Raw genomic sequence first — 25,390 nt, 5'->3', positions numbered from 1 at the left:
TGGATCAGCTTCTGGGGGTTGACGCGACGCGGCCGGCGCGCAGCGTCGAGCGGATTTCGTAGCGGTCGCCCCGCATGATCGAGACTGTGAATTCGAACGGACCGCGCTCGTCGGTGGTGATGCGCTCGACGACGAAGGCGGGGCTGCCCGCGGGCAGATCGAGCAGTTCGGCATCCGCCGCACCGACCGCGCCGACGCGGTAATTTTCGCGCGCGGCCACCGGCACGATGCCGTAATGGCGCTCCAGCGCCTCATAGAGCGAACCCTGCAGCAGGCCGGCGTCGAGGAAGCCCGGCACGCGTACGGCCGACAGCTGCGCCGTCTGGATGCCGATCGGTTCATTGTTGCCGAGCCTCAGCCGACGGATGCGCACCACCGGATCGCCCTCCTCGATCTCCAGCGCGCCGGCGGCGGCTGCATTGGCCGTGGTCAGGCTGCAATCGAGCAGGCGCGAGCCGGCGACCACGCCCATATTGCCCATCTCCTGGGTGAAGCTGGTCAGTTCGCGGGTGCCGGCGACCAGCGTGGTGGAACGCACGAAGGTGCCGCGGCCATGTTCGCGGCGCAGCAGCCCGGCCTCCTCGAGATTGCGCAGAGCATGGCGCAAGGTGATACGGCTCACCCCGAACAAAGCGCACAGCCTGTCCTCGGCCGGGATTTGGTCGCCCGTCGCCCATTCGCCGCTCTTGACGATGGCGCGGATCGCTTCCTCGACCTGATACCAGAGCGGTTCCGGCCGTCTGCGGTCCGGCTGCTGAAAGCTCGCTTCGCTCATCGCACCTGCCTCCACCCTTCCCCCACACGGCCAGCCAGCGCCGCGCCGACAAGCCCCGCCTCCGGACCGAACTGGCCGGGTTGGATCTCGATGCCACGCAAATGCCCGGGCAACTGACGGCGCAGTGCCGCCAGCAGCGGCGGCCTCATCACATCCAGCGCCTCGGCCAGCCCGCCTGAAATCAGCACCGCCTGCGGGTCGAGCAGCGCCACCGCGCCGGCAAGCGCCGTGCCGAGCTGGCGTGCCGGCACTTCAAGCAAGGTCTGCGCGGCCAGTTCGCCGGCGCGGGCAGCAGCGATCAGCTGCCGGCTGTCGGCAAGCCCGATCTGGCCGGCAAGCGCATCGAGCGCCCGGCCGGAAGCGACGCGCTCCAGCCAGCCGCTGCGCTCCGCGCCATGGTCCTTGATGTCGGCACAGGCCCAGCCGAACGAACAGGCGCCGCCATGGGCGCCGGCAACGATGCGGCTATTGGCCAGAACGGCGGAACCGATACCGGTGCCGATGGCCAGCAGAATCGCGTCCGACATGCCCTTGGCGCTGCCTTCGACAGCCTCCGCCAGCAGCGCGATCTGTGCGTCATTGCCAAGCGCGATGCGCAGGTCCGGAAACAGCGCCTGGAGGTCGACGCCATCGAGGAATGGCAGGTTCGGAATCCAGCGGCAGACCGAGCCCTCGACCAGCCCCGGCACGGCGATGCCGAGCGCCTCGACCGATCCGGCTTCCGCGCACAGTGCTTTGATGCGAGCGACAAGCGCATCGAGGCTTGCCGGCGCCGGCTCACGGCTCAGCACCTTCAACGCGCCGATGTCGCCGGTCGAGATGGCGGCGCGCAGATTGGTGCCGCCGAGATCGATGGCCAGGACCCGCGTCATCGGCTCGACCCTTTGCCGAACGGTGGCGAAAACAGGCCGCTGCCGGCATTCCAGGAATGCGAGGCGGCAGCGAAAGCCTGGGCGTGGCGCGTGCCGCGCAGGCAGCCGCGCAGCCGGTAGAGCGCGCTGTAATAGTCGACATAGGGAAAGCTGCTCAGGCCTCGCGCCAACTCATATTCCTTGACCGCCTCGCTCCAGGCCTCGAAGCCGTCGCTGACATCGACAAGATGTTCGGGCCGAAAGCCGTCATCGTCCTCCCAATTCTCGCCGAACAGCAGCAGTTGCGGCGTGTGTGCGGCATGGTCGCTGGCAATGGTAGGCAGGGCGGCGAAGAAGATGCCGGTCTGCGTCAGATGGGCTGCGGCGCGATGGTCCTTGTGCCAGCTGCGGTGCCAATGGGTGATGACGATTTCGGGTTTCAGCTCGCGAATGACGTCGCACACTTCGAGCGCCGTTTCGTCGTTGGAAGGCAGGAAGGCGTCGCGCAGCCCAAGGCTGCGCGAGGTGGCACCAAGGCGTGCGGCCGCCCTGCCCGCTTCCTCTTCCTTCTGCACGCAATAGTGCTGGGGGATCAGGCAGGGGTGTCCCTGTTCGCCCATGGTCAGGTGCAGGAAGGTCACCGTGGCCCCACGTTTGACGGCGGCGGCGGCCAGCGGCCCGGCGATCACCTCGGCGTCGAAGGCGTGTGCGCCGACCACCAGGATGGAGCGCGCGGCGTAGATCCTGTCCTCGATCATTTCATGCCTCCCCCGGCACCGACGCCTTCGCGAATCTGGCGCGCCAGCAAACAATACATGATCAGGATGGGCGCCATGGAGATCGCCAGCGAGGCGAACACCAGGCCCCAATCGGTGCGGAACTGGCCGACGAAGACGCTGATCGCCAACGGCACGGTCTTGTAGCGATCGTCGAAGATGAAGATCAGCGGGAAGAAGAAATCGTTCCACACGGCGATTGCCGTGAAGATGGCGACGATCGACACCGCCGGCTTCACCATCGGCAGGATGATGTGGAACAGGATGCGGACCTCGCCGGCGCCGTCCATGCGCGCCGCCTCGTCGAGTTCGGAGGGCAGGACGCGCATGAAATTGGCGAAGATGAAGACGGCGAAGGGGATGCGGATCGCCGAATAGACGAGGATCAGTCCGGTCAGTGAATCCAAAAGACCGAGATTGCGCATCAGCGTGAACAGTTCGACCGAGGCCAGCCGGATCGGCAGCATGATACCGGACAGGAACAGGCCGAGCATGACAGCATTCCAGCCGAGCCGGTAGCGGCTCAGCGGATAGGCGGCCATCGCCGAGACGACGATGGTGAGGATGACCGCGCCGCCGGTGACGATCAGGCTGTTGAGAAAATTGTGGCCGAGATCGGCGCGCGTCCAGGCGTTGATGAAATTGTCGAGCGCCCAGCTCTGCGGCAGGCCGAGCCGGTTGTCGTAGATCTCGGCGGTGGTCTTGAAACAGGAGACGACGAGGATGTAGAGCGGCAACAGCACGGCCGCCGTCCACACGGCCAGCACCGTCCAGCCGGGCAGTCGCGCCAGCTGCCGCGAGAGCACTGGCCCGCGTGAAATCGCCAGTGCGCTCATAGCTGCACCGTGCGGCGGTCGAAGAAGCGCAGCATCATCAGCGTGCCGAGGCTGAGGATCAGGAACAGCAGGGTGCCGAGCGCCAGCGCCAGCCCGATATCGGTGATGCCGACAGCGCCTTCCGCGCCGAAGGCCAGCCGGTAGAAGTAGGTCACCAGCGTGTCGGTCGAATAGCTCGGATTGCCCTGCACGCCCTGCATCACATAGACGATGTCGAACTGGTTGAAGGTGTTGATGAAGGAAAGCGTCGTCAGCGTGCCGAGGGCCGGCATCAGCAGGGGCAGCGCGATCGAGAACAGCATGCGCGCATTGCCGGCGCCGTCGAGTTTCGCCGCCTCGAAGATCTGGCCGGAGATTTGCCGCAGACCCGCCGTGTAGATCAGCACCGGCAGGCCCATCCAGTTCCAGGCGTCGACGGCGATCAGCATGCCAAGCGCGGTATGGCTGTTGCCGAGCACGGTCAGGCTGCCCTGGTGCAGGCCAAGCCCGTTCAGCGCCCATTCGACGACGCCGCCCGGCGCCAACAGCAGCCGCCACAGCGCGCCGACAATGACCGGGCTCAGCACCGCCGGGAAGAAGAACACTGACTGGAAGAAGGCAGCCCCCCTGTCGCGCAGGAACAGCAGCCAGGCAAACAGCAGGCCGATGCCGTTCTGGAAGACCATGATGCCGAAGAACCAAGCGGTGTTGTGCCACAGCGCGCCGTAAAGCCGCGCGCCGCTCGGGAAAACAAACAGCCGCGAAAAATTCGACAGGCCGGCGAATTCGACCATGCGCAGCCCCTTCCAGACGAAGAAGCTGCCCCACAGCGACATCGCCAGCGGATAGAGGACGAACAGGGCGTAGACCGCCAGCGCCGGCAGGATGAACAGCACGGCCATGCGCTGCTGCGTGCGCTTCAGGCTGCTTGTGCGGCGAAGGTTGCTCATACGCTATTTGTGCCCGGTGAGAGGCCGGCAGCGATGCGGCCGGCCCGGCTCCTTACTGTTTCGGCTTGAACCAGGTGGCGACGGCGGCCTGCATGTCGGCAGCCAGTTTCTCCGGCGTGATGTTGCCTTCGACCATGTCGATGATCTCCGACTGCAGCACCGAAGACGCCGTCGGTGACTGCCAGCGGAAGCCGACCAGCGTCAGATAGGGCGTCGAGTTCTTCGACATCGCCGTCATCTCGGCGAGCACCGGATCCTTCACCGTGACATCGGTGCGGGCCGGCGGCCAGCCGAGTTCGTCGGCGAACATCTGCGCGAATTCGGCAGAGGCCATGAAGCCCAGCACCTTGGTCGCGGCCTCCTTGTTGGCGCTTTCGGAGACAAGCCCATAGGAGCCGTCGGAGAAGGCAGATGTGTAGAGCTTTGCCCCGGCATCATCGGCGGGGAACGGAAAGATCGAGAATTTCAGCTTCGGGTTCTGCGCCTTGAAGCTGCCGTTCTCGAACGAGCCGCCGAGGAACATCGCCGCCTTGCCGCCGATGAATTGCTGCGTGGCGGTGGTGTAATCGATGCCAGCGAAGCCATTGGGGAAATAAGGCTTCAACTCGGCGAAGCGCTTGAGCGCCGCGACATAGCGCGGGTCCTCGAAGGTCGCCTTGCCGGTCATCATCTCGTCGTAGAAACCAGGGCCGTAGACGGTCGGGCCGATGACACCGACGCCGATCTCCAGCTCCCAGGCCGAGCCGTTGGCGCCGCCGGTGGCAATCGGGGTGATGCCTGCCGCCTTCAGCTTCTCGCAGGCGGCGACGAAATCCTTGTAGGTCTTGGGGATCTCGATGCCCTGGGCGGCAAAGATCTCCTGGTTGTAGAAGACGCCCATCATCGGCACCGAATAGGGCACGCCATAGAGTTTACCGTCGGTGCGGCCGCGCGCGCCGCCCAGCGCGGCATCCGCCATGTTCTTCAGCTCGGGCACGCCGTCGTCGAGAGCGTCGAGATAGCCGGCGTCGACGAAGGGCTGCAATTCGCCATAGGCCTTGAGCTGCGCGATGTCAGGCCCGCGGCTGCCGCGCAGCGCGGTGCTCAGCCGGTTCTGGTAGTCGGCGTCGGGCGTGAACTGGATGTCGACCTTGATGCCGGGGTTCTTCGCCTCGAAGGCATCGAAGATGCGACGCATCGCGGCCTCGTCCTCGGTGCGCCAACTCCACAGCGTCACCGTGCTGTCGGCCCTCGCCGGGAGGATCGTGAGGACGCCGGCACAGGCGGCGGCAAGGCCGCCAATCAGGCCAAGGGCCGCGCGCCGGTGAAGTGAAAGCATGCTCATTGCCAGTCTCCCATTGTTTTCTGTCCTTGGCGTCCCGTGGCGCCTCTACGCCGCGAGAGAGTCATTCGCTCGGCCAAAGTCATTATAACGACATAGCAGCATTCGCAAGAGGTCTGGCATGCCTCTGGGATGGCATCGACCGGGAAGATCTGAGGGTTATAGGCATTCATCATATTGTTTTTAAATGATAAAACATCTTTAGCTGGCAACGCGAAGAAATCCGAAACCGGTCGACACCAAGCTTTTTCGACTGCAGGCTCTTGCGCCGTCGCCTCAACTTGTCATAACGTCATCGTGATCGATAGGGAGGATGAGGAATGTCGTTTGCCTGGACTTCGAAACTGGCTCTGGCCGCGGGCCTTGCCGTCCTGCCCGCCACCGCTTGGGCGCAATCGGTCAACATCTCCTATCTGACGCACTGGTCGCCGGAGACGGTCGCGCTGCTGGAAGCGGCGGCCAAGGATTTTTCCAAGACCAATCCGGATGTCAACGTCACCGTGCGCGCCGTTCCCTTCGGCGATCTCCTGACCACGCTGCGCTCGCAAGGCGGCGGCGCGGACGGGCCGACCATCGGCGGCATCTACGATCTGTGGCTGCCGGAACTCGCCCGCGACAAGCTTGTCGCGCCCGCTCCCGATGCGGTGGCCAGCGAGGTCAAGGCCTCATGGCCGGCGGGCGTCACCAGCGCCGCCTCTGTCGGCGGCACGCTCTACGGCATTCCCAACGAGATCGACGTCTATGCGCTGAACTACAACAAGGCGCTGTTCAAGCAGGCCGGCATCGCCGCCCCACCCAAGACCTGGGATGAGTTTAAGGACGCGGCCAAGAAACTGACCAACACGGAGGCCGGCCAGCAGGGCTTCGGCATGATCAACAGTTGGGCTGCCGGCGTCGTCCATCCCTTCGCCTCGCTGCTGGTTTCCAATGGCGGCGATCTGGTCAAGGACGGCAAGCCGGTGCTGGACAGCCCGCAGGCCACGCAGACCTTCCAGCTCTATGAGGACCTGATCAAGTCGGGCGCGAGCGTGCCGGCGATGGCGACGGCCGACGCCAACACCACCGGTCCGTTCCTCGACAATTTCGTCTCCGGCAAGACGGGCATGATCATCATGGCCAATTGGTGGGAAAGCGCGCTGAAGACCGGCATGGGCGACAAATTCGCCGATATTGCCACCGCGCCGATCCCTGTCGGCCCGAGCGGCGACAAGCCACATTCGATCTCCTATTCCTGGATGACCGTGGTCAACGCCAATGCCGGTGCTGCCGAGCAGAAGGCGGCGTGGGACTTCCTCGCCTGGCTGAACAATCCGAAGTCCGGCAAGAATGGCGCGTCGGCCATGTCCGACATACTGATGTCGATAGGCATCCTGCCATCGCGCCTGTCCGACATCGAGGCGCACAAGGACAAGCTCGGCTCGGAATTCCTCTCCGGCTATGTCAGCGTGCTTGCCGATGCCAAGCCATTCCCGGTCGTGCCGGGCGGCCAGGAATTCTCGGAATCCCTGCAGCAGACGATCGAGGCGTTGCAGTATGGCCAGGTCTCGGCCAAGGATGCGCAGGCGACGGCGCAGGCCGACGCCACATCGATCCTGGAGCGCGCCGCCAAATAATGATCCAGAGGTACCGTGCCTCGGCGGGCATCATGCTTGCGCCCGCCGCGACGCTGATCGGCATCTTCATCCTGTTGCCGATGCTGCTCACCGTCTGGCTGTCCTTTCAGGACTGGTCGACGCAGACGCCGTTTTCCAGCGCCAGCTTCATCGGCCTCGACAATTTCCGCGAGATTTTTAGGGCCTCCTCGGTCGGGCGCGACTTCAAGGGCGCGCTCACCAACACCGCCATCTACACCGCGCTGTCCGTCATCCTCATCCTGCCGCTGTCGGTGGTCTTCGGCCTGATGGTCTATCAGCAAGACGTCGCCGGCGGCACGGCGCTGCGGACGGTGCTGTTTTCCACCTACATGGTGCCGATGATCGCGGTGGCGCTGGTCTGGTCGAAACTCTATTCGCCCAGCGAAGGACCGCTCAACCAGATGCTCGGCCTCATCGGTATCGGCCCGCAGCCCTTTCTGTCGTCGCCGCGCTCGGCGCTGATCTCGATCGTCTTCCTCAATGTCTGGCAGCAGGTCGGCTATTTCACCGTGCTGGCGATCGCCGGGCTGACGCAGATCCCCGGCAGCCTCTACGAGGCGGCGAAGCTGGACGGCGCCAACCGCTTCGAGCAGTTCCGCTTCATCACCCTGCCGCTGATGCGGCGCACGCTTTTGTTCAGCGCCGTCATCGCCATCATCAATGCGGTGCAGGTGTTCGAGCCGGTGGCGTTGATCACGCAGGGCGGCCCGGTCGGCTCGACCAATGTGCTCACCTACCACATACGCCGCGTCGGCATCGAACGGGCGCAGGGCGGGCTGGGTTCGGCCATGGCCGTCATGCTGATGCTGTCGCTGATCGTCGTGGTCTGCGCGCTGTTTGCTCTCGCCAACCGGAAGGATCAGGAATGAGCGGGGGATCGTCGAGCCTGCTGCCGCGCAGGCGCCCGTCCGGCCGCAAGGCGCTGCTGGCGACGCTGATGCTGCTGGTCGCCGTGGCATCTGCTTTCCCGCTGGTGTGGATGGTGCTTTCGAGCCTGAAAACGCCGGCCGAGAGCATGCAGGTGCCGCCGGTGTGGATACCGCACACACCCAGTCTCGACGCCTATGAGAAGGTTTCGGGCGTGGTCAATGTCGGCCGCTCGATGTGGAACTCCCTGGTCATCGCCTCGATCACCACCGCCGGCATCCTGATCACCAGCATGATGGCCGGCTACGCCTTCGCAAAATACCACTTCCCTGCCAAATCGCTTTTGTTTTCGCTGCTGATCGCCACCATGTTCCTGCCGCCGATCGTGACGCTGATCCCGCTCTACCGGCTGGTCGGTTCGATCGGCCTCAACGCCAGCCTCGCCGGCATCATCGTGCCCAACCTCGCCAACGCCTTCGGCATCTTCCTGATGCGCCAGTTCATATCAGGCGTGCCCGACGATCTGATCGACGCCGCGCGCATGGACGGCGCTTCGGAGTTGCTGATCCTGTTCAAGATAGTGGCGCCCAGCGTCGCGCCTGCGATCGCCGCGCTGGCGCTGTTCGCCTTCGTCTATCACTGGAACAGCTATCTCTGGCCACTGACCGTGCTGCAGGGCAATGCCGACGCCTATCCGATCGTCATCAGCCTCAGCCGCCTGCTCAGCTACAACAGGGGTGCGGTCAACACCGGGCTGGTGATGGCCGGCGCGACATTGGCCGTGCTGCCGCCGCTCATCCTGTTCGTCCTGCTGCAGCGCTTCTTCGTCGATTCCCTCGTCGGTTCGGCGATCAAGGGATAGCTGCTTCAGTACGGCAGCCCGACATAGTTCTCCGCGAGCGCGGTCGACGCCGCCTGTGAGTGCACGAGATAGTCGAGTTCGGCTTCCTGGATACGCTGGCCGAAATCGCCGGTGTCGGGAAAGCGATGCAGCATGGTCGTCATCCACCAGGAAAAGCGCACCGCCTTCCACACGCGCGCCAACGCCTTTTGCGAATAGGCCTCGATACCGGCGTGGGATTTATCAACGTAGAAGTCACGCAACCCAGCGAAGAGATAGCGCACGTCGCTGGCAGCGAGGTTGAGGCCCTTGGCGCCGGTCGGCGGCACGATGTGGGCGGCATCGCCGACCAGGAACAGCCGGCCGAAGCGCATCGGCTCGGCAACGAAGGAGCGCAGCGGCGCAATCGACTTTTCGAAGGACGGCCCGATGGTGACGCTTGCCGCGGTCCGTTCCGGCAAGCGGCGGCGCAACTCGTCCCAGAAGCGGTCATCCGACCAGGCCTCGACGCGATCGTCCTGCGGGCACTGCACATAGTAGCGGCTGCGGTGCGTCGAGCGCATCGAGCACAGCGCAAAACCCCGCTCGTGGTTGGCGTAGACCAGTTCGTGATCGGCCGGCGGCACTTCGGCCAGCACGCCGAGCCAGCCGAACGGATACTGCCGCTCGAAGGATTTCAGCGCAGCACCCGGCACCGATCTGCGGCTGACGCCGTGATAGCCATCACAGCCGGCGATGAAATCGCAATCGATGCGATGGCTGACACCGTCCTTCGCATAGGTGACGAACGGTGCGGCGCCATCGAAATCGTGTAGCGCGACATCAGCAGCCTCGTAGACGGTGACGAGGCCGGCTGCTTCGCGCTTGTCCATCAGATCATGCGTCACCTCGGTCTGGCCGTAGACGGTGACATGCCTGCCGCCGGTGAGCGCGGCGAGATCGATGCGGTGCAGGCGCCCATCGAAAGCCAGCGAAATGCCGGAATGCGGCAAGCCTTCGGCATGCAGCCTTGCGGCAGCGCCGGCCTCTTCCAGCAATTCGACCGTGCCCTGTTCGAGCACCCCTGCCCGCACGCGGCCAAGCACATGCTCGCGGCTCGAGCGTTCGAGAATGACCGTCTCGACGCTGATGCCGGCCAGAAGTTGGCCAAGCAGCAGGCCGGAAGGCCCTGACCCGATAATGACGACCTGGGTGCGCATCAGTGGCCGAGGCTTTCGATCTGTGCTGCCAGTTCGGCGGCGAGCCGCAGCGACGCGGCAGTGGCCACCACCATCTGCGGCAGTAGCAGCCATTCCAGCGTCCAGGCTGCGCCCGAGCGCTCCTGCTCATGCACCAGCGCATGATGCATGCCGGAAAGCTGCGTTGCGTTGAAGCGGGCCAGCGCCGCCAGCGCCTCGGCCTTCACCGGGTTCTGCTTGTGCGGCATGGCCGACGAGCCGCCCCCGCCGGAAAGCGCGATCTCGGCGCCACCCTGCGCCATCAGCGCGACGTCCTGACCGAACTTGCCGAGGCTGCCGGTCAGCAGCGACAGCCAGCCGGCAAAGTCGGCGAGCGCGTCGCGCTGGCTCTGCCATTGCGGCGCATCGGCAAGGCCGAGTTTTGCGGCAAGCGCGGCGCGCACCGCCGGCCCCTTGTCGCCAAACTTTTCCAGCGTGCCGGCGGCGCCGCCGAACTGCACCACCAGCAGGCGCCTGGACTGATCCGACAACCTTTCCTGATGTCGCTGCAACGGCGTACGCCAGGCTGTCACGCGATCCGTCACTCTGATCGGGATCGCCGGCTGCATACGGGTCATGCCGGTCAATGCCCTGCTCCCGAAGCGCTCTTCAAGCGAGGTGAGGCGCAAAACGGTCTCGGTCAGCAGCAGGCCGAGGTGCTCGACGATCGCTTTCAGCCGCAGCATCAGGCTCGTGTCGATGACATCCTGGCTGGTGGCACCGAAATGCACCTTGTCGCCATGCGGTTCGCCGACCGTCACTCTGATCTGGCGTACCAGTTCCGGAATCATGACGCAGTCCTTGGCGACGCCGGCCCGCAGCAAGGCGGTGTCCGGCCTAAACGAGGCTAGCGCGGTCACGATCGCTGCCGCTGCATACTTGCTGATGATCCCGTTCTCAGCCTCGGCCTCCGCCAGCGCGCTCTCGAACGCCAGCGCCGCCTCGATTTCTGCTTCAACGGAAAAATGCCTCGATGCCTCCTCGTCACCGAGGAGAGCGGACAGCAACGGATGGTCGAAGGGCGATACGGTCATGAGATCTCCTAGCTGTCGAAGAAGACCGTTTCCTTCTCCCCCTGGAGATGGACGTCGAAGACGTAGGTGTCGCCTTGGCGCTCGGCGATCAGCGTCGGCACGCGGATGCGGTGCTCGATGCGCGCCAGGATCGGATCCTCGCCATTGGCCTTTTCCTCGTCGGAGAAATAGAGCCGTGTGTGCAGGCCAAGATTAATGCCGCGGGCGACGATCCACAGCGTGATATGCGGCGCCATCAGGCGACCATCCCGGAACGGAACACGACCGGGCTTGATCGTCTCGAAGGCGCAGACGCCGGTGTCCATGTCGGTTGGGCAGCGGCCCCAGCCCTGAAAGTTTGCATCGGCGGCACCGCGCAATTCGGCCGGCGAATTGTAGAGCCCGTCCGCATCCGCCTGCCATATCTCGATCAGCGCGTCCTTGAGCGGCGTGCCGGTGCCGTCGAGCACACGGATCTTGAGACCGATGCGCTCACCCTTGGTCTTGTCGTTGACCATGGTCGCGCCGAGATCGGCCGCATAGACGCCACTGACGCCGCAGAAATTGGGCGTCAGCCCGATATGGACGTAAGGGCCTGCGGTCTGCGAGGGGCTCTCCTTCAGCCTGTCGAGCGATTGCGCCATCAATTGCCCTCCAGCCGGTTTTCGAACAGCGACGAACGGCGCCCGCGCAGCACGATGTCGAACTTGTAGGCGAGCGCGTCCATCGGGATCGTCGCCTGCGTGTCGAGGATGGCCGTCAGTGCCTCGATGGCCGCCTTGTCGGCGATGCCGCGCACGATCGGGCATTTCCAGATCAGCGGGTCGCCCTCGAAATACATCTGCGTGATCAGCCGCTGGGCAAAGCCATGGCCGAAAACCGAGAAATGGATGTGCGCCGGACGCCAGTCATTAGGCCCGTTCGGCCAGGGATATGGCCCGGGTTTGACGGTGCGGAAGGCATAGCCACCATCCTGGCCCGTAATGGTGCGGCCGCAGCCGCCGAAATTCGGATCGAGCGGCGCGAGATAGCCGTCCTTCTTGTGGCGGTAGCGGCCGCCGGCATTGGCCTGCCAGAATTCGATGAGCACGCCGGGAACGCCAACACCGCGCTCATCGAGCACGCGCCCATGGACGATGATGCGCTCGCCGATCGCGCTCTCGCCCGGCCTGGCGAAATTGTGGATCAGGTCGGCGTCCAGTTCACCGAGCATGGCATGGCCGAAGACCGGTCCGGCTATTTCCGACAGCGTGTTGTCGAAGGACAAAAGCGCCTTCTGCGGCGAGCGCAGCACCGAACTCTTGTAGCCCGGCGTCAGCGCCGGCGGATGCCATGTCCGGTCGCGCTGGAAGAAGGCGCCGGTCTCGGGCCTCCGGTTCGAGCCTGACTCAGCTGGCATTGTCGGCTCCGTCCATTTCCGAAAACACGTCCTTGGCTATCCTGAAGGCACGGTTGGCGGCCGGCACGCCGGCATAGATGGCGACATGCAGGAACGCCTCGCAGATATCGTCGCGCGTGGCACCGGTGTTGGCCGTGGCGCGCACATGCAGGGCGACCTCTTCATCATGGCCGAGTGCGGCCAGCAGCGCCAGCGTGACGATCGAGCGCTCGCGCTTGCTGAGACCCGGCCGCGACCACACCGTCCCCCAGGCAGCCTCGGTGATCAGTTCCTGGAAAGGCTGGTCGAAATCCGTGGCGGTGACCTCGGCCCGGTCGACATGGCGGTCGCCGAGCACGGCGCGCCGCACCGCGAGGCCGGTGCGATATCTGGCTGCGTTGCCGGGGACTTCATCCATGGGTTTGTGCTCCAGGGGCAAGCGATGCGACAAAATCGCGGATCAGCACGACCAGCGCTTTGGGCTGTTCGACGCAAGGAATGTGCCCGGCGTCGCGGATGATCTCGAAGCGCGCGCCGGGGATCAGAGCGGCCAGCGAGCGGACGAGATCGGGCGGCGTCGAGCCATCCTGGTCGCCGACGACGCAGAGCGTCGGCACCGCGATGCGACGCGCCGCGTCAGTAAAATCAGCGTCGCGGACGGCCCTGCAAGTCCCGATGTAGCCGGCGAGTGCTTGCCGGGTCATCATGTTCCAATAGCCGTCAAGCTCGGCCACCCGTGCGGTATGGAAGGCGGGGGTGAACCACACTTTGAGCACGCCGTCGGCAATGGCCTGGATACCCTTGCGTTCAACCACCGCGATGCGTGTGTTCCAGCTCTCGTTGGTACCGATCTTGTGGGCCGTGTCGCACAGGATCATGGCCTCGACGATCTCCGGGCGCCTGGCATAGAGCCCTTGCGCGATCATGCCGCCGACCGACAGGCCGCACAGCACAACCTTCTCCAACCCGAAATGATCGACGAGCCCCAAGAGATCGTCGACATGATCGTCGATCGACCTGATGTCGCCGATGTCGGACAGTCCGTGGCCGCGCTTGTCATAGACCAGCCAGGACATTTCGCCATCAAGTGCAGCGACAACGTCGTCCCAGATCCGGAAGTCGGTGCCCAACGAATTGATGAATATGATCGCGCGCGCATTGCCGGCCGCCCTGACGTGGCGGTGATGCAGCGTGATGCCGCCGATGGTGACGAATGGCACGATTTCGATCCTCCATCTTCACATTGCACAAGGGATTTGGTTCAGTAAAATGATATTTTGCGCCATTCCATTAACTCAGGGGTTATCAAATTATGGCCGAGGGCCGCATCCGCTTCCGTCATCTGCAGGCCTTCCTGGAGGTCGCGCGGCAAGGCAGCGTGGCCCGCGCCGCCGACTTCCTGCATGTCAGCGCGCCGGCGGTGACCAAGACGTTGCGTGAGTTGGAGGAGGCGCTCGGTGTCGCCGTTGTCGAGCGTGACGGGCGCGGCATCCGCGTCACAAGGCTCGGCGAGATCTTCCTCGGCCATGCCGGCTCGGCGATTACGGCGTTGAAGCGCGGCGTCGATTCCGTTCGCCAGGACGGCGCCATCAATCGCCATCCGATCCGCATCGGCGCGCTGCCGACAGTATCGGCGAAGGTCATGCCACAGGCCATGAGCCTGTTCCTCAGGGAAAACACCGGCGCCGCGATCAAGATCGTCACCGGCGAGAATGCCGTGCTGCTCGAACAATTGCGCATCGGCGCGCTCGATCTCGTCGTCGGCCGGCTGGCGGCGCCCGAAAACATGACCGGCTTCTTCTTCGAACACCTCTATTCCGAACAGGTGCTGTTCGTGGTGCGGGCCGGACATCCGCTGCTCGAACCGGGAGCAGACATCTTCGCAAGGCTCGACGAATTCCCGGTGCTGATGCCGACGCGGGAATCCGTCATTCGCCCCTTTGTCGACCGCCTGTTCATCACCAATGGCATGACCGCGCCCGCAACCGAGATCGAAACTGTCTCGGACTCCTTCGGCCGCTCCTTCATGCGACAGAGCGATGCGGTTTGGATCATTTCGGCCGGCGTGGTGGCCAACGAAATCGCCAGCCGCGCCTTCGTCGCTTTGCCGGTCGACACCGAGGAGACCAAAGGGCCGGTCGGCCTGACGATGCGCACCGACACGGCGCTCTCGCCGGCCTTCACCATCCTGCTTCAGACCATTCGCGAGGCGGCAAGGCCGGGCAAGTGAGGCATTGGACTGGTCGGACCGGGTGCCGTCTTCATCAGAAATCTCCTAACCCAGGGGTTAACGAAACACCGCAAAATATCATTTTACCGAACCAAAACACTGGTGCACTGTACCGATGGAGGACCACAGAGGGAGGAATGCATGACCTACGCTAGCGGTAGCAGATCCAATATTCGTGGCGTGTCTCGGCGCCAGTTCATTGCCACCTCGATTGCCGGCGGCGCGGCGCTGGCGCTCGGCGGCGGCAAGGCCTTCGCCCAGGCGGCCGACACGCTCAAGGTCGGCTTCGTCAGTCCGCGCACCGGACCTTTGGCCGGCTTTGGCCAGACCGACGGCTATGTGCTCGATCTTGCCCGCAAGGCACTGGCCGGCGGCCTTGAAATCGGCGGCAAGAAATACAGTGTGGAAATCCTCGATCAGGACACGCAATCGGATCCCTCCCGCGCGGGCCAGCTCGCCAAGGACCTGATCAACAACCAGGCCATCGACCTGATGCTGGCGGTGTCGACGCCCGAAGTGATCAATCCGGTGGCCGATGCCTGCGAGGCCGCCGGCGTGCCGTGCCTGTCGACCGTCATGCCCTGGGAAGCCTGGTATTTCGGCCGAGGCGCCAAACCGGGCGCGCCCTCGCCGTTCAAATGGACCTATCATTTCGGCTTCGGCGTCGGCGAGTTCTTCAAGACCTACATCTCGCAATGGAACCTGATGGAGACCAACAAGAAGGTCGGCGTCATGTATCCCAACGATGCCGACGGCAACGCCATCCGCGCCAATCTGGCGCCACTGCTGGCCAAGCAAGGTTTTACCATTGTCGATCCCGGCGCCTATGAAACCGGCACCACCGACTATTCCTCGCAGATCGCGCTGTTCAAGCAGGAAGGCGTCGAGATCTTCAACTCCTTCCCGATCCCGCCTGACTTCGCCGCCTTCTGGCGCCAGGCGGCACAACAGGGGCTGATCAAGCAGATCAAGATCTGCCAGGTCGCCAAGACCGGACTGTTCCCGTCCGACATTGAGGCGCTCGGCGATCTCGGCATGAAGATTTCCAGCGCCGCCTACTGGCACAAGGCCTTCCCCTACAAGTCGCCGCTGACCGGTGTTTCGGGCACCGAACTCGCCGACGGCTACGAGGCGGCGAGCGGCAAGCAGTGGACGCAGCAGCTCGGCGCCTCGATGTCGCTGCTCGACGCCGGCTTCGAAGCGCTGAAGGCCAGCACCAACGCCAAGGACAAGGCGGCGGTGGCCAAGGCGCTGAGCACGCTCAAGACCGAGACGATGATCGGCAAGGTCGACTTCACCAGCGGACCGGTCGCCAATGTCTCGCCCGGCCCGATCATCGGCACGCAGTGGGTGGCCGCCAAAGAAGGCAGCAAATTCCCGCTCGACTATGTGGTGACCGAGAACGCCACCGATCCGAAAGTGCCCGTCGAAGCCAAGCTTCTGCCTTACAACGGCTGATGGACCGCTGACGAGGATCGCCTGGTGACCCATCCGCAACAACAGGCTGTTCTCGCTGCCGCCGGCATCCACAAGCGCTTCGGCGCGCTTGTGGTGCTGGATGACGTCGACTTCACCATGGCAGCCGACGAGGCGGTCGGCATTGTTGGCCCGAACGGCGCCGGCAAGACCACGCTGCTCAGCGTGCTTTCAGGCGCCTTTCCGCCAAGTGCGGGCACGGTCCGCTTCAAGGGCGGCGACGTGACGGCGCTGCCGGCGACGCAGCGTTGCCGGCTCGGCCTGGTGCGCACGCATCAGGTGCCCAAACCGTTCAGCGGCATGACCACATTCGAGAATGTCTTCGTCGCCGCGTCGCATGGCGCAGGGCTCGGCCGCGACGAGGCCTACGAGGAAGCGCTCGGCTCGCTGAAGCTGTGCGGCATGCTGGGTGTGGCCAACCGCCGCGCCGAGACGCTCGGCCTGCTCGACCGCAAGCGGCTGGAACTGGCACGCGCGCTGGCGGCAAGGCCGACGCTGCTGTTGCTGGACGAGATCGGCGGCGGGCTGACCGACGGCGAAGCCGGTGAGCTGGTCGACACGATCAAGGAATTGCGCCGGCGCAAGATCGGCATCGTCTGGATCGAACACATCGTCCACATCCTGCTGCAGGTCGCCGAGCGGCTGATCTGCATGGATGCGGGAAAAATCATCGCCGACGGCGAGCCGCAAGCGGTGATGGCCGATCCCGAGGTCGTGCGCGCCTATCTCGGCGGAGGCCCCAAATGAGCCTGCTGGCGGTCGAGAACCTGGTTGTCCGCCACGGCCTGCTGCAAGCGGTGCGCGGCGTGAGTTTCTCTGTCGAACGCGGCGAGACGCTGGCGCTGGTCGGCGCCAATGGCGCCGGCAAGACGACGCTGCTCAGGGCAATCGCCGGCGCGCATCAGCCGGCCGCCGGCCGCGTGCTGCTCGACGGCGCCGACCTCACCAGCGTGCCATCGCACAGGCGCGTCGGCATGGGCATCGCGCTGGTGCCGGAGGGGCGAAAGCTCTTCGTGCAGATGACGGTCGAAGAAAACCTGCTGCTCGGCAAAACCGCCGGCCGGCGGGGTGACTGGAGCGTCGACAAGGTGCTGGAGATGTTTCCCAATCTGAAGCCGCGCCGCCATGCCAAGACGGGCCATCTCTCGGGCGGCGAGCAGCAGGCGACGGCGATCGGCCGCGCGCTGATGAGCAATCCGGACGTGCTTCTGCTCGACGAGGTTTCGCTCGGCCTGTCGCCGCTGATCGTCGACCGCGTCTATTCCGCACTTCAGGGATTGATCGCTTCCGGCACGACCATCATCCTCGTCGAACAGGACCTCAACCGCGCGCTGTCGGTTTCCGACAGGGTCATCTGCATGCTCGAGGGGCGTGTCGCGCTCGAAGGGCCGAGCAAGGCGGTATCGCGCGACGATGTAACGAAGGCCTATTTCGGCCTGCACCGGAAAAGCCCCGGGAGCGTTCCGGCATGAGCAACCAGATCATCCAGGGTATCCTGCTTGGTGGCTATTACGCGCTGATCGCCTGCGGCCTGTCCTTCATGTTCTCGGTGATGCGCATCATCAACCTCGCCCATGGCAGTCTCGCCGTGTTCGCGGCCTTTGCGCTGTGGTGGCTCGCCTCACGGTTCCATGTCTCGCCCTTTGTCGGCCTGCTCATCGTGCTGCCTTTGATGGCGGCGATCGGCTGGGCGCTGCAACGCTTCCTGCTCGAGCGCAGCGCGCGTGGCGGCGCGCTGCTGCCGATCCTGACCACGTTTGGCCTCGCCATCGTCATCGACAACATGCTGTTCGAGCAGTTCGGCGCCGATACGCGTTCGCTGGCGCCCTATATCGGCAGCCTGTCCTATGATTCCTGGGAATGGCCCGGCAGCATCTATGTCGGCAAACTCGCGGTGATCATGTTTGCCACCTCCGTGATCCTGCTTGGCGGGCTGCAATTGTTCCTCACCCGCACAAGGCTCGGGCGCTCGATCCGTGCCACTTCCGAAGACCCGGATACCGCGGGCCTGGTCGGCGTCGATGCGCGCCGCGCCAATGCAATAGCCGCTTCCATCGCCATGGTCACGGTCGGTCTTGCCGGCGCGTTTCTGGGCATGCGCGCCACCTTCGATCCCTATGCCGGCGCGCCGCAATTGCTGTTTGCTTTCGAAGCTGCAGTGATCGGCGGCGCCGGTTCGCTGTGGGGGACGCTGATCGGCGGCATGGCGCTGGCGCTGGCGCAGACGCTCGGCGCGCAGGTGCATCCGCAAGGCTTTCTGATCGGCGGCCATGCGGTGTTCCTGGTCGTGCTGTTCGTGCGGCTGTCCACGTCAAGCCTTGGCCTGCGTGGCCTGTTGCGCCTGCCTTCCCGGAGCGTGTCATGAGTGCGGTCTCGACCTCACCCGTCATCGAGCGCGGCACGACAGCGTCGCGGACCGCGGCGATTGCGGTCGCCGTCATCATCGCGCTGTTGGCCGTCGCGCCACAGTTCCTGTCGGCCGGCGCGGTCGATCGCATGACGGCGCTGTTCATCTATGTGATCCTGGCGGCGATGTGGAATGCGCTGGCCGGCTTCGGCGGACTGGTCTCGGTCGGCCAGCAGGTGTTCTTCGGGCTTGGCGCCTATTTCGCCATCCGGCTGGCCGATGCCGGCCTCAACCCTTTCGCCTCGCTTTTCGTTTCGGCTGTCATTGTCGGCCTGGTTTCCTGGCCGCTGTCGCTGTTCATGCTGCGGCTGAAGAACGGCGAGTTCGCCATCGGCATGTGGGTGATCGCGGCGCTGACGCATCTCCTGGTCAATCTCGATCGGCTGGTACAAGGCGAAACCGGCACGTCGCTGATCTCGCTCAATATCTACGATGCCTCGACACGGCGGGTGACGATCTACTGGCTGGCGCTGGCCTCGATGACCGCCCTGCTCGCCATCCTGTTCGGCCTGCTGCGCGGCAGCACGGGTGCGGCGATCCGCGCCATCCGCGACAATGAGGATGCCGCCGCCTCAGTCGGCGTGCGCGTCACCGGCACCAAGCGGCTGCTGTTCGTGCTCGCCGCCTTCGGCATCGGCATTGCCGGCGCGCTGTGGCTGGCGACCTCCATCACCTTCCAGCCGAAGACCTATTTCAACGTGCAGTGGACCGCCTACATGATCTTCATGGTGCTGGTCGGCGGCATCGGCACGTTCGAAGGCGCCATTCTCGGCGCGCTGGTGTTCTTCCTCATCGAAACCTGGTTCGGCGGCACCGGCGTCTGGTACCTGGTCGGCCTTGGCGCTACCGCCGTGCTGTTCTCGCTTTTCCTGCCGCGCGGCCTGTGGGGAACGATCGAGGAGCGTTTTGGGCTGCGCCTGCTGCCGGTCGGCTACCGTGTCAGGCTTCCGGCTGATATCGGCGACGGCAACGCGGAGCCCTCGCCACAACAATCCACGACCTCTCGGGAGAAGGCATGACCATGCTTTTCGGCAAGACGATCCTCATCACCGGTGTCGCCTCCGGCATCGGCGCCCGCACGGCGGAACTGGCCGGCCAGCTTGGCGCTGACGTGATCGGTGTCGACGTGCGCGAGCCGGCCGCACCGGTCGGCAGCTTCGTCAAGGCCGACATCTCGTCAAAGGCCGGCGTCGACGAGTTGATCGCGCGCCTGCCGCAGCGCCTCGACGCGCTCTGCAATGTCGCTGGCCTCTCGGGCAACACCGGCGCGGCAGCGACGCTGGCCGTCAATTTCTTTGGTCTCAGGGCGCTCTCGGAAGGCCTCGCGCCAAGACTTCGCGAAGGCGGCGCCATCGTCAACGTCGCCTCGATCGCCGGCCATGGCTGGCGCGCCAATCTCAACCGTGCCGCCTCGATGGTGGCCATAGAGGGCTTTCCCGATGTCGCCGATGTGGTCGCCGATCACGCGGTCAAGAACGAGGAGGGCTATCCCGTCTCGAAGGAACTGCTCCTGCTGTGGACATTTCGCGCCGCGCACCAGGATCTGTTCAAACGCCGGGGCATCCGCGTCAATGCGGTGAGCCCCGGACCGGTCGAGACGCCCATCCTGAAACAATTCCGCAGCGTGCTCGGCGATGCCCGCGTCGACAGCGACATTGCCAGGGTCGGTCGCGCCGGCACGTCGGGCGATATCGCGCCTGTCGTGCTGTTCCTGTGCTCGGACGGCGCCCGCTGGGTCAACGGCGCGAATGTACCGGTCGATGGCGGCCTCGAGGCATCGATCAACGCCGAAGTGCTCGGCTTCTAAAACCAACGAGGCGCTCCTGATGGAGCGAGGGAGACAATCATGGATATCGGACTTCTGATCGACGGCGACAAAAGGGATGCGTCCGGTTCGGCCTCCTATGAGCGCATGGACCCGTTCACCGGCAAGCTGGCAACGCGCGCCGCAGCGGCCAGCGTCGCCGATGCCAATGCCGCCGTGGAAGCTGCTGCCGCGGCCTTTACGACCTGGTCTAAGACTGGGCCTGGCGAGCGCCGCGCCTTGCTGTCCAGGGCGGCTGATGTGATGGCCTCCAAGGTCGGCGAATTCACCAGGCTGATGATGGAAGAGACCGGCGCCACGGGTCCCTGGGCCGGCTTCAACGTCATGCTGGCGGCCAACATGCTGCGCGAGGCGGCGGCGATGACGACGCAGATTTCGGGGGAGATCATTCCCTCGGACAAGCCGGGGACACTGGCCATGGCGATCCGCCAGCCGGCCGGCGTGTGCCTCGGCATCGCGCCGTGGAATGCGCCGGTCATTCTCGGCACGCGTGCCATCGCCATGCCGATTGCTTGCGGCAACACGGTGGTGCTGAAGGCTTCCGAAATGTGTCCGGGCACGCACCGGCTGATCGGCCAGGTGCTGGTCGAGGCCGGCCTGCCCAAGGGCGTTATCAATGTCGTCACCAATGATCCCAAGGATGCCGCCGGGATTGTCGAAGCGCTGGTAGCCCACCCTGCGGTCAAGCGCGTCAACTTCACCGGTTCGACCAAGGTCGGCCGCATCATCGCCGAACTCGCCGGCCGGAACCTGAAGCCGGCGCTGCTCGAACTCGGCGGCAAGGCGCCATTGCTGGTGCTGGACGATGCCGATATCGACGCGGCGGTCAACGCGGCCACCTTCGGCGCCTTCATGCATCAGGGCCAGATCTGCATGTCGACCGAGCGGCTGATCGTCGACGAGACGGTCGCCGACGCGTTCGTTTCCAAGCTCGCTGCCCGCGCCTCGCAACTGCCGGCCGGCGATCCGCGCGGCCATGTCGTGCTGGGCTCGCTGATCAGCAGCCAGGCCGCCGACAAGATGGAGGAACTCGTCGCCGATGCGGTCGCCAAGGGCGCCAAGCTTGTCGCCGGCGGCAAGCGCACTGGCACCGTTGTCGAGGCAACGCTGCTCGACCATGTGACGCCGGCCATGCGAGTCTATGCGGAAGAATCCTTCGGGCCGGTCAAGCCGGTGATCCGGGTGAAGGGCGAGGACGAAGCCATACGCGTTGCCAACGACACGGAGTACGGCCTGTCGTCAGCCGTGTTCAGCCGCGATATCAAACGCGCCATGGCGGTCGCCGCGCGCATCGAAGCCGGCATCTGCCACATCAACGGTCCAACCGTCGGCGACGAGGCGCAGATGCCGTTCGGCGGTGTCAAAGGCTCGGGCTATGGCCGCTTCGGCGGCAAGGCCTCGATCGCCGAATTCACCGATCTGCGCTGGGTGACGATCGAGGATCCAGGCCAGCACTATCCGTTCTGACCTGGCCTCGCTACGGGCAACCGATAGCGAAGGTCAAGCAGCCAGTGACGGCGTGAAGCGAACACTGGCGGATCGCATCTGCCCGGGTGCCAGCACGATGCAGCCGGTGTCGATGCGGCCGGTCGTGCGGTTGAAGGCATCGGTGATGTTGCTGACCGGCTCGGCGCAAAAGAACGGCTCGCCGGGCGGCGTGTAAAGGACGAGGAAATCGAGCGGTGCCTCGGTCTCGATGTCCAGTTGCCGTCCGTGCTCCGGCCAGGAGATCCGGGCGCGGCGCGCCCATCCGGTGAAGACCGTGTCGAAGTCCACTTCCGATACGTCAAAGCCGATGGATGGATCGGCTCCTACAGTCGGCAGGACATGCCGGACGGGCAGGACCTCCGTGTCTGTCTCCCACATGCCCGACACCGGCGCCTGGACATGCGTCCACGGCGTCGACGGGAAATAGGGATGCAGGCCGAAGCCAACCGGCATGGGCGTCTTCGACAGGTTGCGCACGGCAATGGTCATGAAAAGCTTGCCGCCATCCAAGGTGATCTCCTGCTCGGCCTCATAGCTCCATGGCCAGCAATCGGCGGCGTGACGATAGCGCAGGACGATCGTGCTGGCTTCATGCCTGACGACCGCCCAAGGCCGACGCCAGCCATGGCCATGCTCATGATGTGGATCGTCGGGAGTCGTTGGAAGCTGGATGGTGCGTCCCGCGAACTCGAACCGGCCGCCCCTTATGCGATTGGAATAGGGAACAAGCGGGAAGCAGCCCATGGCGCCGGCATCGCGGCCGCTGATCGCCGCCGGATCGGCCGGCCGCAGCCAATCCACCGCTGAGCCATTGTGCCACCAGCGATAGGACGCCAGCGCGCCGCCGGCCGCCGGAGCAATGTCGACGGTCGCAATGCCGTCGCTGATCGAAACCAGCTGTGTGAGCCGCGCGGCAACGGCAGCAAGATTCTTTGTCATCGGCGCTCCCCCGTCCCTTGACTCCAATCGCCATGGCTATAAGACATATCATATGAATAGTATGAAGAATAAGAAATCTTTCAGCACGGCCCGCACGTCACGGGTTGCCGTGGCCGTTTCCAGCGGCTCCACCGCGCTGCACGCAACCGTCGTCGAGCAGATCGGCCTGCGCATCGTGCAGGGCGACTTCCTGCCCGGCGAGGCGCTGCCCAATGCCGACGATTCCAGCGAGATGCTGGGGGTCAGCCGCACGGTGCTGCGCGAAGCGATCAAGGTGCTGGCCGGCAAGGGGCTGGTCGAATCGCGGCCGAAGACCGGCACGCGCGTACGCCCACGCTCGGACTGGAACTTCCTCGATCCGGACGTGCTGTCCTGGCGTTACGCCAGCGGCGTCAGCGCTGACGATGTCCGGGCTCTGTTCGAACTGCGCCGCGCCATCGAGCCGATGTCCGCCGCGTTGGCCGCCCAGCGCGCCACGCCAGCGCAGATTGCCGAGATCCATGCGGCGCTGGCCGAAATGGAGGCGGTGAGCGATGATGGCGACCGCTTCGCCAAACCCGATCTGGTGTTCCACCAGACGATCCTGCGCATGACCGGCAATGAACTGATCGGTTCGCTGGCGGCACTGGTCGAAACCGCGTTGGTGATGAGCTTTCGCCTCTCCAACGACAATCCGGAAGGCCAGCGCCATTCCTTGCCGCTGCATCGCGAGGTGGCGGAGAAGATTGCCGCCGGCGACGCCGCCGGCGCGCAAAAGGCACTCTTGGTGCTCATCGACAATGCCGAGGACGACGTGCGCCGCAGCGTCGAGAACCGCAACAAACGCCGCACCGATCGGGGCCAGCAATCGTGACCGAGACCAAACGCAAACTGCGGTCCGAAGCCTGGTTCGGCGGTGAAGGCAAGAACGCCTTCATGCATCGCAGCTGGATGAAGAACCAGGGCATCCCGGCCGATGCTTTCGACGGCCGCCCGGTGATCGGCATCTGCAACACTTGGTCGGAGCTGACGCCGTGCAATGCGCATCTCCGCGCCTTGGCCGACCACGTCAAGCGCGGCGTCTACGAGGCCGGCGGCCTGCCACTGGAGTTCCCGGTGATGTCGCTGGGCGAGAGCAACATGCGCCCCACCGCCATGCTGTTTCGCAACCTGGTCAGCATGGATGTCGAAGAATCCATCCGTGGCAATCCCATCGACGGCGTCATCCTGCTGGTCGGCTGCGACAAGACCACGCCGGCGCTGCTGATGGGGGCCGCTTCGTGCAATTTGCCGACCATCACCGTCTCCGGCGGGCCGATGCTCAACGGCAAGTTCCGCGGGCAGGATATTGGCTCGGGCACCCATGTCTGGAAGTTCGCCGAGGAAGTGAAGGCCGGCCGCATGCCGGTCGCCGATTTCCTCGCCGCAGAACAGGGCCAGAGCCGGTCGGCCGGCAGTTGCATGACCATGGGCACGGCCTCGACCATGGCCAGCATGGTGGAAGCGCTCGGCATCGGCATGCCGGACAACGCCGCGATCCCGGCGGTGGATTCTCGCCGTGGCGTGCTCGCCCAGATGGCCGGACGCCAGATCGTCGATCTGGTCCGCCGGGACGTGAAAATTTCGGACATTCTCACAAAGCAGGCGTTCGAAAACGCCATTCGCGTCAATGGCGCGATCGGCGGTTCGACCAATGCGGTGCTGCACCTGATCGCCATCGCCAACCGGGTCGGTGTCGATCTCAGCCTCGAGGACTGGGACCGTCTTGGCCGCGATGTTCCAACCATTGTCGACCTGATGCCGTCGGGCCGGTTCCTGATGGAAGATTTCTACTATGCCGGGGGGCTGGCTGCGGTCATGGCGTCGCTTGATGAAGTGGGGCTTCTTCATCGCGACGTCATGACCGTCAGCGACAAGACGATCGGTGAACTGATCGACGGCGCGCCCAACTATAACCGCGAAGTCATCCGGCCGCTGAGCGAACCATTGACCGAGCAAGGCGGCATCTCGATCCTGCGCGGCAATCTGGCGCCCAATGGAGCCGTCATCAAGCCGTCGGCGGCAACGCCCGAACTGATGCAGCATCGCGGCAAGGCCGTCGTCTTCGAGAACATCGAGCATTACTATGCCCGCATCGACGATCCGGAACTGGATATCGACGCCTCTTCGGTGATGGTGCTGAAGAACTGCGGACCGCGCGGCTATCCCGGCATGGCCGAGGTCGGCAACATGCCGCTGCCGGCCAAGCTGCTCAAGCAGGGCGTCTCCGACATGGTGCGCATTTCAGACGCACGCATGAGCGGCACGGCCTACGGCACGGTGGTGCTGCATGTCGCGCCGGAGGCCGCGGCCGGTGGCGCGCTGGCCCTGGTGCGCGACGGCGATCTCATCGAACTCGATGTCGCCGGCCGCCGGCTTGAGTTGCTGGTGTCGGATGAAGAACTGGCCATCCGCCGCCGCGACTGGAAGCCGCCGGCGCCACCCGAAGGCGGCTATCAGAGCCTCTATGTCGAGCGCGTGCTCCAGGCCGACAAGGGCTGCGATTTCGACTTCCTCGTCGGCCGGCGCGATGCCGGCATCCCCCGGCATTCCCACTAGGAGAGGCGCG

Annotated in this window: 26 protein-coding genes; 13 read left to right on the top strand and 13 right to left on the bottom strand. The window is 64.9% G+C overall.

Going from position 1 to position 25,390, the window contains the following annotated elements:
• Window positions 1-4: 4 nt before the first annotated feature.
• The 6 genes from AC04SF_RS01955 to AC04SF_RS01930 are packed head-to-tail and all read right to left on the bottom strand — an operon-like array spanning window position 5 to window position 5,491.
• Window positions 5-775, bottom strand: a complete 771-nt coding sequence (locus AC04SF_RS01955; RefSeq protein ID WP_488476278.1) for a GntR family transcriptional regulator — start codon at window positions 773-775, stop codon at window positions 5-7.
• Window positions 772-1,647 (bottom strand): ROK family protein, encoded by an 876-nt coding sequence (locus AC04SF_RS01950; RefSeq protein ID WP_488476277.1) that lies wholly within the window; start codon window positions 1,645-1,647, stop codon window positions 772-774. Before AC04SF_RS01950 ends, AC04SF_RS01955 begins: the two co-directional genes overlap by 4 nt.
• Window positions 1,644-2,384: a PIG-L deacetylase family protein gene (locus AC04SF_RS01945; protein WP_488476276.1), complete on the bottom strand. Its 741-nt coding sequence runs from the start codon at window positions 2,382-2,384 to the stop codon at window positions 1,644-1,646. The genes AC04SF_RS01950 and AC04SF_RS01945 overlap by 4 nt, the downstream gene beginning before the upstream one ends.
• Window positions 2,381-3,238 (bottom strand): carbohydrate ABC transporter permease, encoded by an 858-nt coding sequence (locus AC04SF_RS01940; protein ID WP_488476275.1) that lies wholly within the window; start codon window positions 3,236-3,238, stop codon window positions 2,381-2,383. Before AC04SF_RS01940 ends, AC04SF_RS01945 begins: the two co-directional genes overlap by 4 nt.
• Window positions 3,235-4,167 carry a carbohydrate ABC transporter permease gene (locus tag AC04SF_RS01935; protein ID WP_488476274.1) on the bottom strand — a complete coding sequence of 311 codons (933 nt, stop codon included), beginning with the start codon at window positions 4,165-4,167 and terminating at the stop codon, window positions 3,235-3,237. The genes AC04SF_RS01940 and AC04SF_RS01935 overlap by 4 nt, the downstream gene beginning before the upstream one ends.
• Window positions 4,168-4,219: 52 nt before the next feature.
• Window positions 4,220-5,491 carry an extracellular solute-binding protein gene (locus tag AC04SF_RS01930; protein ID WP_488476273.1) on the bottom strand — a complete coding sequence of 424 codons (1,272 nt, stop codon included), beginning with the start codon at window positions 5,489-5,491 and terminating at the stop codon, window positions 4,220-4,222.
• Between the two features lie 317 nt (window positions 5,492-5,808).
• Here AC04SF_RS01930 and AC04SF_RS01925 point away from each other — a divergent pair, with 317 nt between their 5' ends.
• The 3 genes from AC04SF_RS01925 to AC04SF_RS01915 are packed head-to-tail and all read left to right on the top strand — an operon-like array spanning window position 5,809 to window position 8,851.
• Complete coding sequence (locus AC04SF_RS01925) at window positions 5,809-7,101, top strand: ABC transporter substrate-binding protein (RefSeq protein WP_488476272.1); 1,293 nt, start codon at window positions 5,809-5,811, stop codon at window positions 7,099-7,101.
• On the top strand, window positions 7,101-7,991 hold the full coding sequence (locus tag AC04SF_RS01920) for a carbohydrate ABC transporter permease (protein ID WP_488476271.1): 891 nt from the start codon (window positions 7,101-7,103) through the stop codon (window positions 7,989-7,991). The genes AC04SF_RS01925 and AC04SF_RS01920 overlap by 1 nt, the downstream gene beginning before the upstream one ends.
• Complete coding sequence (locus AC04SF_RS01915; protein ID WP_488476270.1) at window positions 7,988-8,851, top strand: carbohydrate ABC transporter permease; 864 nt, start codon at window positions 7,988-7,990, stop codon at window positions 8,849-8,851. The genes AC04SF_RS01920 and AC04SF_RS01915 overlap by 4 nt, the downstream gene beginning before the upstream one ends.
• A 5-nt stretch (window positions 8,852-8,856) precedes the next feature.
• Here AC04SF_RS01915 and pobA read toward each other — a convergent pair whose 3' ends face one another.
• Genes pobA through pcaD form a run of 6 tightly spaced genes read right to left on the bottom strand, consistent with a single transcriptional unit; the run spans window position 8,857 to window position 13,658 of the window.
• On the bottom strand, window positions 8,857-10,029 hold the full coding sequence (pobA, locus tag AC04SF_RS01910) for a 4-hydroxybenzoate 3-monooxygenase (RefSeq protein ID WP_488476269.1): 1,173 nt from the start codon (window positions 10,027-10,029) through the stop codon (window positions 8,857-8,859).
• The gene (locus AC04SF_RS01905) at window positions 10,029-11,081 is read right to left on the bottom strand and encodes a 3-carboxy-cis,cis-muconate cycloisomerase (RefSeq protein ID WP_488476268.1); all 1,053 of its coding nucleotides are present in this window, start codon (window positions 11,079-11,081) and stop codon (window positions 10,029-10,031) included. Before AC04SF_RS01905 ends, pobA begins: the two co-directional genes overlap by 1 nt.
• An 8-nt stretch (window positions 11,082-11,089) precedes the next feature.
• Complete coding sequence (gene pcaG, locus AC04SF_RS01900) at window positions 11,090-11,704, bottom strand: protocatechuate 3,4-dioxygenase subunit alpha (protein ID WP_096455532.1); 615 nt, start codon at window positions 11,702-11,704, stop codon at window positions 11,090-11,092.
• Window positions 11,704-12,459 (bottom strand): protocatechuate 3,4-dioxygenase subunit beta, encoded by a 756-nt coding sequence (gene pcaH / locus AC04SF_RS01895; RefSeq protein ID WP_488476267.1) that lies wholly within the window; start codon window positions 12,457-12,459, stop codon window positions 11,704-11,706. The genes pcaG and pcaH overlap by 1 nt, the downstream gene beginning before the upstream one ends.
• Window positions 12,449-12,856 (bottom strand): 4-carboxymuconolactone decarboxylase, encoded by a 408-nt coding sequence (gene pcaC, locus AC04SF_RS01890; protein ID WP_096455528.1) that lies wholly within the window; start codon window positions 12,854-12,856, stop codon window positions 12,449-12,451. The genes pcaH and pcaC overlap by 11 nt, the downstream gene beginning before the upstream one ends.
• Window positions 12,849-13,658, bottom strand: a complete 810-nt coding sequence (gene pcaD, locus AC04SF_RS01885; RefSeq protein WP_488476266.1) for a 3-oxoadipate enol-lactonase — start codon at window positions 13,656-13,658, stop codon at window positions 12,849-12,851. Before pcaD ends, pcaC begins: the two co-directional genes overlap by 8 nt.
• A 92-nt stretch (window positions 13,659-13,750) precedes the next feature.
• On the opposite strand from pcaD, the gene pcaQ reads away from it, so the two are divergent.
• The 8 genes from pcaQ to AC04SF_RS01845 all read left to right on the top strand — a co-directional run bounded on the left by pcaQ (window position 13,751) and on the right by AC04SF_RS01845 (window position 21,843).
• A complete protein-coding gene (gene pcaQ, locus AC04SF_RS01880; RefSeq protein WP_488476265.1) occupies window positions 13,751-14,668 on the top strand; it encodes a pca operon transcription factor PcaQ in 918 nt (305 codons plus the stop codon).
• Window positions 14,669-14,809: 141 nt separating this feature from the next.
• Window positions 14,810-16,126, top strand: coding sequence for an ABC transporter substrate-binding protein (locus tag AC04SF_RS01875; protein ID WP_096455524.1), 1,317 nt, complete (start codon window positions 14,810-14,812; stop codon window positions 16,124-16,126).
• Window positions 16,127-16,147: 21 nt separating this feature from the next.
• Complete coding sequence (locus tag AC04SF_RS01870) at window positions 16,148-16,891, top strand: ABC transporter ATP-binding protein (RefSeq protein WP_488476666.1); 744 nt, start codon at window positions 16,148-16,150, stop codon at window positions 16,889-16,891.
• Window positions 16,888-17,616: an ABC transporter ATP-binding protein gene (locus AC04SF_RS01865; protein ID WP_488476264.1), complete on the top strand. Its 729-nt coding sequence runs from the start codon at window positions 16,888-16,890 to the stop codon at window positions 17,614-17,616. The genes AC04SF_RS01870 and AC04SF_RS01865 overlap by 4 nt, the downstream gene beginning before the upstream one ends.
• Window positions 17,613-18,509, top strand: a complete 897-nt coding sequence (locus AC04SF_RS01860; protein ID WP_488476263.1) for a branched-chain amino acid ABC transporter permease — start codon at window positions 17,613-17,615, stop codon at window positions 18,507-18,509. Before AC04SF_RS01865 ends, AC04SF_RS01860 begins: the two co-directional genes overlap by 4 nt.
• Window positions 18,506-19,570, top strand: coding sequence for a branched-chain amino acid ABC transporter permease (locus AC04SF_RS01855; protein ID WP_488476262.1), 1,065 nt, complete (start codon window positions 18,506-18,508; stop codon window positions 19,568-19,570). The genes AC04SF_RS01860 and AC04SF_RS01855 overlap by 4 nt, the downstream gene beginning before the upstream one ends.
• Before the next feature lie 2 nt (window positions 19,571-19,572).
• Window positions 19,573-20,358 (top strand): coniferyl-alcohol dehydrogenase, encoded by a 786-nt coding sequence (locus AC04SF_RS01850; RefSeq protein ID WP_488476665.1) that lies wholly within the window; start codon window positions 19,573-19,575, stop codon window positions 20,356-20,358.
• A 39-nt stretch (window positions 20,359-20,397) separates the two neighbouring features.
• On the top strand, window positions 20,398-21,843 hold the full coding sequence (locus AC04SF_RS01845; RefSeq protein ID WP_488476261.1) for an aldehyde dehydrogenase: 1,446 nt from the start codon (window positions 20,398-20,400) through the stop codon (window positions 21,841-21,843).
• Between the two features lie 33 nt (window positions 21,844-21,876).
• On the opposite strand, the gene AC04SF_RS01840 is transcribed toward AC04SF_RS01845, so the two are convergent.
• On the bottom strand, window positions 21,877-22,803 hold the full coding sequence (locus AC04SF_RS01840; protein ID WP_488476260.1) for an aldose 1-epimerase: 927 nt from the start codon (window positions 22,801-22,803) through the stop codon (window positions 21,877-21,879).
• Between the two features lie 61 nt (window positions 22,804-22,864).
• Between AC04SF_RS01840 and AC04SF_RS01835 the strand changes: the two genes are divergently transcribed.
• Complete coding sequence (locus tag AC04SF_RS01835) at window positions 22,865-23,656, top strand: FadR/GntR family transcriptional regulator (protein WP_164986995.1); 792 nt, start codon at window positions 22,865-22,867, stop codon at window positions 23,654-23,656.
• Window positions 23,653-25,380 carry an IlvD/Edd family dehydratase gene (locus tag AC04SF_RS01830; RefSeq protein WP_202350998.1) on the top strand — a complete coding sequence of 576 codons (1,728 nt, stop codon included), beginning with the start codon at window positions 23,653-23,655 and terminating at the stop codon, window positions 25,378-25,380. The genes AC04SF_RS01835 and AC04SF_RS01830 overlap by 4 nt, the downstream gene beginning before the upstream one ends.
• Window positions 25,381-25,390 lie beyond the last annotated feature (10 nt).

The organism is Mesorhizobium sp. CNPSo 4671, from assembly GCF_057784245.1.
This window is presented reverse-complemented; position numbering and strand designations above follow the sequence as displayed.

Bases quoted from the DNA above. Each gene is read 5' to 3' on its own strand.
- AC04SF_RS01955 (WP_488476278.1), bottom strand. From the start codon at position 775: ATGAGCGAAGCGAGCTTTCAGCAGCCGGACCGCAGACGGCCGGAACCG.
- AC04SF_RS01950 (WP_488476277.1), bottom strand. From the start codon at position 1,647: ATGACGCGGGTCCTGGCCATCGATCTCGGCGGCACCAATCTGCGCGCC.
- AC04SF_RS01945 (WP_488476276.1), bottom strand. From the start codon at position 2,384: ATGATCGAGGACAGGATCTACGCCGCGCGCTCCATCCTGGTGGTCGGC.
- AC04SF_RS01940 (WP_488476275.1), bottom strand. From the start codon at position 3,238: ATGAGCGCACTGGCGATTTCACGCGGGCCAGTGCTCTCGCGGCAGCTG.
- AC04SF_RS01935 (WP_488476274.1), bottom strand. From the start codon at position 4,167: ATGAGCAACCTTCGCCGCACAAGCAGCCTGAAGCGCACGCAGCAGCGC.
- AC04SF_RS01930 (WP_488476273.1), bottom strand. From the start codon at position 5,491: ATGAGCATGCTTTCACTTCACCGGCGCGCGGCCCTTGGCCTGATTGGC.
- AC04SF_RS01925 (WP_488476272.1), top strand. From the start codon at position 5,809: ATGTCGTTTGCCTGGACTTCGAAACTGGCTCTGGCCGCGGGCCTTGCC.
- AC04SF_RS01920 (WP_488476271.1), top strand. From the start codon at position 7,101: ATGATCCAGAGGTACCGTGCCTCGGCGGGCATCATGCTTGCGCCCGCC.
- AC04SF_RS01915 (WP_488476270.1), top strand. From the start codon at position 7,988: ATGAGCGGGGGATCGTCGAGCCTGCTGCCGCGCAGGCGCCCGTCCGGC.
- pobA (WP_488476269.1), bottom strand. From the start codon at position 10,029: ATGCGCACCCAGGTCGTCATTATCGGGTCAGGGCCTTCCGGCCTGCTG.
- AC04SF_RS01905 (WP_488476268.1), bottom strand. From the start codon at position 11,081: ATGACCGTATCGCCCTTCGACCATCCGTTGCTGTCCGCTCTCCTCGGT.
- pcaG (WP_096455532.1), bottom strand. From the start codon at position 11,704: ATGGCGCAATCGCTCGACAGGCTGAAGGAGAGCCCCTCGCAGACCGCA.
- pcaH (WP_488476267.1), bottom strand. From the start codon at position 12,459: ATGCCAGCTGAGTCAGGCTCGAACCGGAGGCCCGAGACCGGCGCCTTC.
- pcaC (WP_096455528.1), bottom strand. From the start codon at position 12,856: ATGGATGAAGTCCCCGGCAACGCAGCCAGATATCGCACCGGCCTCGCG.
- pcaQ (WP_488476265.1), top strand. From the start codon at position 13,751: ATGGCCGAGGGCCGCATCCGCTTCCGTCATCTGCAGGCCTTCCTGGAG.
- AC04SF_RS01875 (WP_096455524.1), top strand. From the start codon at position 14,810: ATGACCTACGCTAGCGGTAGCAGATCCAATATTCGTGGCGTGTCTCGG.
- AC04SF_RS01865 (WP_488476264.1), top strand. From the start codon at position 16,888: ATGAGCCTGCTGGCGGTCGAGAACCTGGTTGTCCGCCACGGCCTGCTG.
- AC04SF_RS01860 (WP_488476263.1), top strand. From the start codon at position 17,613: ATGAGCAACCAGATCATCCAGGGTATCCTGCTTGGTGGCTATTACGCG.
- AC04SF_RS01855 (WP_488476262.1), top strand. From the start codon at position 18,506: ATGAGTGCGGTCTCGACCTCACCCGTCATCGAGCGCGGCACGACAGCG.
- AC04SF_RS01850 (WP_488476665.1), top strand. From the start codon at position 19,573: ATGCTTTTCGGCAAGACGATCCTCATCACCGGTGTCGCCTCCGGCATC.
- AC04SF_RS01845 (WP_488476261.1), top strand. From the start codon at position 20,398: ATGGATATCGGACTTCTGATCGACGGCGACAAAAGGGATGCGTCCGGT.
- AC04SF_RS01840 (WP_488476260.1), bottom strand. From the start codon at position 22,803: ATGACAAAGAATCTTGCTGCCGTTGCCGCGCGGCTCACACAGCTGGTT.
- AC04SF_RS01835 (WP_164986995.1), top strand. From the start codon at position 22,865: ATGAAGAATAAGAAATCTTTCAGCACGGCCCGCACGTCACGGGTTGCC.